Below are 3,981 nucleotides of genomic sequence, written 5' to 3'. Positions count from 1 at the left end.
GACGACTGCTGCCGTCACCGCCGAAAGCGCCGCTGTCAGAAGCTTCACGCCGCGCAGTTTTTCGATAAATGGCGCACCAAGGAAAATCCATAGGAAGCACGGCACGAACGTGACCCACGTGACGATGACCGAAGCCGCGATGCCCGAAGCCACCGGGCCTAACATGTCTGCTTCGCGATATCCCCCCATGAACCCCACGAATTGGACGACCTGGATCAGTGGACCCGGCGTGGTCTCCGCCATGCCCAACCCATCGAGCATTTCACCGGGGGCAAGCCAGCCATGCGTCTGCACGGCTTCCTGCGCCATATAGGCCAGCACGGAATACGCGCCCCCGAATGTCACGACCGCGAGCTTGGAGAAGAAAACCGCCAGTTCCGTGAACACGTGATTTGGGCCAACAAGAAGGATCAGCGCAATTATGGGAGCTGCCCAGATGCTGCCCCAGATCAAGGCCGTGCGGACTGCTCCGCGCCATGTAGGCTGCGCTTTCGCCATGCCACCTGTATGAAGCACGGCTTCCGGCTCGCTCTCCCCGTCCTCGGTCGTTTCACGGGCGCGAATGACCAGAAACCGTGCAGGATCGAAATGCCCTCCAAGAAAACCGACCAGCGCGGCGGCCGCGATAATCAGCGGGAAAGGTGCATCGAATGCGAATATCGCCACGAAGGCTGCGGCGGCAATCAGATACATGGGCCAAGTTTTCAATGCCCTTTTCCCGATGCGCAGCAGGGCCTCGATGACTATGGCGAGCACCGCCGCCTTAATGCCGAAGAAAATCGCCTGGACGAAGCTGGCCTCCTGAAAACTGGCATAGAGCACGCTAAGCGCCATAATGCTGAGGAAGCCGGGAAGGACGAACAGGCATCCTGCGACGAGGCCACCGCGAACGCCGTGGAGCAACCAGCCAATATAGGTGGCAAGCTGCATGGCTTCCGGTCCGGGCAGGAGCATGCAGTAATTGAGCGCATGCAGGAACCGGTTCTCCCCGATCCAGCGCTCTTCATCGACTAGAATGCGGTGCATCACCGCGATCTGGCCCGCTGGTCCACCAAAGCTCAACGCGGCCACGCGCGCCCAGACACGCACCCCTTCGGAAAACGGGATCGGAGTTTGTTCTACGGAACCTGAATTAGCGGGAGAATTCATCAACGCGTCCTTCGCACACAGCTCATCGAGCCGGACTTGGGCGCATTGCCTTACCGGGCGCCGGAATAAGTGCCCGAAGTCAAACTGCTAGATCATTGATCTGGTGTTGTCAAAAGCCTTACGCGAACAGTCTGCCTTGCACTTGGAGAATGTCGGCTTTCGAGATCGGCATTTGTATCTCCGATTTCCGGAATGGGGGCGCGAAGCGGACATTATCGGGGTAGGGGAACTGAAATTCCCCAATGATTACAGTGCCCATCATATTCATGCCGGGCGCGCCAGTGTTTGTGAAGGGGCAACCCGCAAGTTCCTGGAATTCGCCACACCAACTGTGGAGAATTTCCAATAATAGGCTTTGCCCGTGTGTCCGGATTGCGCCCCCGTCCGGCCGTTCGGCCTTGTCGCCGACGATCCCGAAAGCCGCCATTCTTTCCGCCAGCGCTAAACCGGTTCAGACCCGACATTGCGCTGACGGCCGAGCAGGCGTGGCCACAATTATATTCGGAGTGCAGCAATCAGGGCGTCCCGAGCCATGGCCACGCGCGGGTGTCGCAGCGATGAGCGTGCCCACACGAGGTAGTAAGCGTTGAGCGGCACCGTGACCGGGGCGGGTATCTCGATCAGCGTGCAGGCTGCGCGTTCGCTGCGGGTGAGATAGCCGGGCAGTACCGTCCAGCCGAGGTCCGCGCACAATCCGGATCGCAACACTCTCAAATCTGGCGCGGTCAAGGCAGGCTGGCTGGTCAGCTCGATCTGGTTCGCCTCGAGCCAGGTCCGCAGCAGCGGCCGGTCAAGATCGTAGGCGAGGTGGGCTGTTTGATTAAGCCCTTCGACCAGCGGCAATTCGGCAATCCGGCTCGCCACGGCGGGCGAGGCTATGGCGCGCAGGTGTTCCTCGCCCAGCGCATGGAAGGCCAACCGCGGCTCTTCGGGTTGCGAGGCGGTGACGGCCAGATGCACCTTGTCTTCGAGGAGCATGGCATAAAGCGCCTCGCGCCCGCCGATATGCAGGCGCAGGTCCAGCCCTGCTTCCAGCAGCGGAGCCAGTCGAGGCGTGATCATCTCTCCCAGCAGGTCCGACGGCGCGGCGATGTGGACCGTGCCCGAGATGCGCGACGATCGGGCCCGCGCGCTGGCCAGTGCCGATTCCGCCGTGTCGAGGCTGCTTCCGATCGAAGCCGCGAGATCGTCGGCAATTACTGTTGGTCGAACACCCCGTGAATGGCGATCAAACAAGGGACGGCCCAGTTGCGCCTCGAGCGATGCGATGTGCTGCGAAGCAGCCGGTTGGGTGATGCCGATTGCCCGGGCCGCCTCGCTCAGTGAACGACGGCGGTAGACTTCGACGAAGGTGCGCAACTGCAGGAGGGACATTCCGGTTCCATAAGCGAATTTATGGCCGTCCACCATTCCCGCTGGATTTCATGATGCCGTTCCCTGCCTATCTAGGCCGCCGAAAGGAACGAGCGAATGCAAAATCGCCTCCAACTGCTGAAAGCTTTCACCGCTGCCCTTGTGGCGGGTGCGGCTGCGCCGGTTGCGTTTGCTCGTGCCCCCGACATCAATGGAAAAGGACAATTGACGATGACCCGCATTCTCATGGTGGCCACATCCGCCGACCGCATGACTCCCGGCACCGAACCGACGGGTGTCTGGCTCGAGGAACTTACCACCCCGTACTATGCCTTCCGCGATGCGGGCGCCGAGGTGACGCTGGCCTCCATCAAGGGTGGCGCCATCCCCGTCGACCAGCGCAGCGTCAACGCCGACGGTGAGAACGACGCTTCGGTCGAGCGCTATCTGAAGGACGACGCCCTGAAGACCGAGGTTGCCAGCACCCCTGTATTCACAAGCATCGATCCCGCCGGCTACGACGCGCTGTTCCTGCCCGGCGGCCACGGCACCATGTTCGATTACCCCGGCAGCGACGAACTGGCCCGCCTGGTCGAACGCTTCGACCGCGAAGGCAAGATCGTTGCCGCCGTCTGCCATGGACCGGCAGGGCTGGTCTCGGCGAAGAAGGCCGATGGCACTCCCCTCGTGGCTGGCCGCCGTGTCGCGGGCTTCACCGACAGCGAGGAACGCGCGGTCGGCCTCGATCAGGCGGTGCCGTTCCTGCTCGAAACGCGCCTCAAGGAACTTGGGGGCAAGCACGAGGGCGGCCCCGATTTTGCCCCTTTCGCCCTGCGCGACGGCAATCTGGTGACCGGCCAGAACCCCGCCAGCGCTACCCGCACCGCGGAGCTCGTGATGGAAGCCCTCAAGGACAAGGTTGCCTGATCATGCGCTATCTCCACACCATGGTGCGCGTCGCCGATCCCGAGGCGGCGATCCGGTTCTTCACGCTGCTGGGTCTCAAGGAGACCCGGCGCATGGAGAACCAGGCCGGGCGTTATACGCTGATCTACCTTGCCGCCGACGAGGATTTCCGCGGCGGTGGCGAGCAGGGCGATGCCGAGGTCGAGCTGACGTACAACTGGCCGCCGGAGGACGGCAGCCCTGCCGAGACTTATACCGGGGGCCGCAACTTCGGCCATCTCGCCTACGGGGTCGACGACATCTACGAAACGTGCGCGCGGCTGCAGGCGGGCGGCGTGACGATCAATCGCCCCCCGCGTGACGGATACATGGCGTTCGTCCGCTCGCCGGACGGGATCTCGATCGAACTGCTGCAGAAGGGCGAACCCAAGGCTCCGGCCGAACCCTGGGCCTCCATGCCCAACACGGGCGAATGGTGATGGCGAAATTGTTCGATCCGATTGAGGTTGGCGGGCTGCGGCTCGCCAACCGCATCGTCATCGCGCCGTCGACTGCCGAATACTGGCACATCGG

Annotated in this window: 4 protein-coding genes; 2 read left to right on the top strand and 2 right to left on the bottom strand. The window is 62.6% G+C overall.

The window, feature by feature from the left end:
- Together chrA and A3736_RS13630 are read right to left on the bottom strand one after the other, a co-directional pair.
- Positions 1–1,149 (bottom strand): chromate efflux transporter (chrA, locus tag A3736_RS13640; protein ID WP_197465610.1); only part of this gene is annotated, 1,149 nt, incomplete at its 3' end.
- Positions 1,150–1,644: 495 nt separating this feature from the next.
- Positions 1,645–2,523 carry a LysR family transcriptional regulator gene (locus A3736_RS13630; RefSeq protein ID WP_067684037.1) on the bottom strand — a complete coding sequence of 293 codons (879 nt, stop codon included), beginning with the start codon at positions 2,521–2,523 and terminating at the stop codon, positions 1,645–1,647.
- A 210-nt stretch (positions 2,524–2,733) separates the two neighbouring features.
- On the opposite strand from A3736_RS13630, the gene A3736_RS13625 reads away from it, so the two are divergent.
- Both A3736_RS13625 and A3736_RS13620 read left to right on the top strand, forming a co-directional pair.
- Positions 2,734–3,429 (top strand): type 1 glutamine amidotransferase domain-containing protein, encoded by a 696-nt coding sequence (locus A3736_RS13625; RefSeq protein WP_067684033.1) that lies wholly within the window; start codon positions 2,734–2,736, stop codon positions 3,427–3,429.
- A 2-nt stretch (positions 3,430–3,431) separates the two neighbouring features.
- Positions 3,432–3,887 carry a VOC family protein gene (locus A3736_RS13620; protein ID WP_179407688.1) on the top strand — a complete coding sequence of 152 codons (456 nt, stop codon included), beginning with the start codon at positions 3,432–3,434 and terminating at the stop codon, positions 3,885–3,887.
- Positions 3,888–3,981 lie beyond the last annotated feature (94 nt).

The organism is Erythrobacter sp. HI0063 (assembly GCF_001635685.1).
In the GTDB taxonomy this organism is placed as follows: domain Bacteria; phylum Pseudomonadota; class Alphaproteobacteria; order Sphingomonadales; family Sphingomonadaceae; genus Qipengyuania.
This window is presented reverse-complemented; position numbering and strand designations above follow the sequence as displayed.

What these genes read in the sequence shown, in the direction of transcription:
- A3736_RS13630 (WP_067684037.1), bottom strand. Translation starts at nt 2,523, where the DNA reads ATGTCCCTCCTGCAGTTGCGCACCTTCGTCGAAGTCTACCGCCGTCGT.
- A3736_RS13625 (WP_067684033.1), top strand. Translation starts at nt 2,734, where the DNA reads ATGACCCGCATTCTCATGGTGGCCACATCCGCCGACCGCATGACTCCC.
- A3736_RS13620 (WP_179407688.1), top strand. Translation starts at nt 3,432, where the DNA reads ATGCGCTATCTCCACACCATGGTGCGCGTCGCCGATCCCGAGGCGGCG.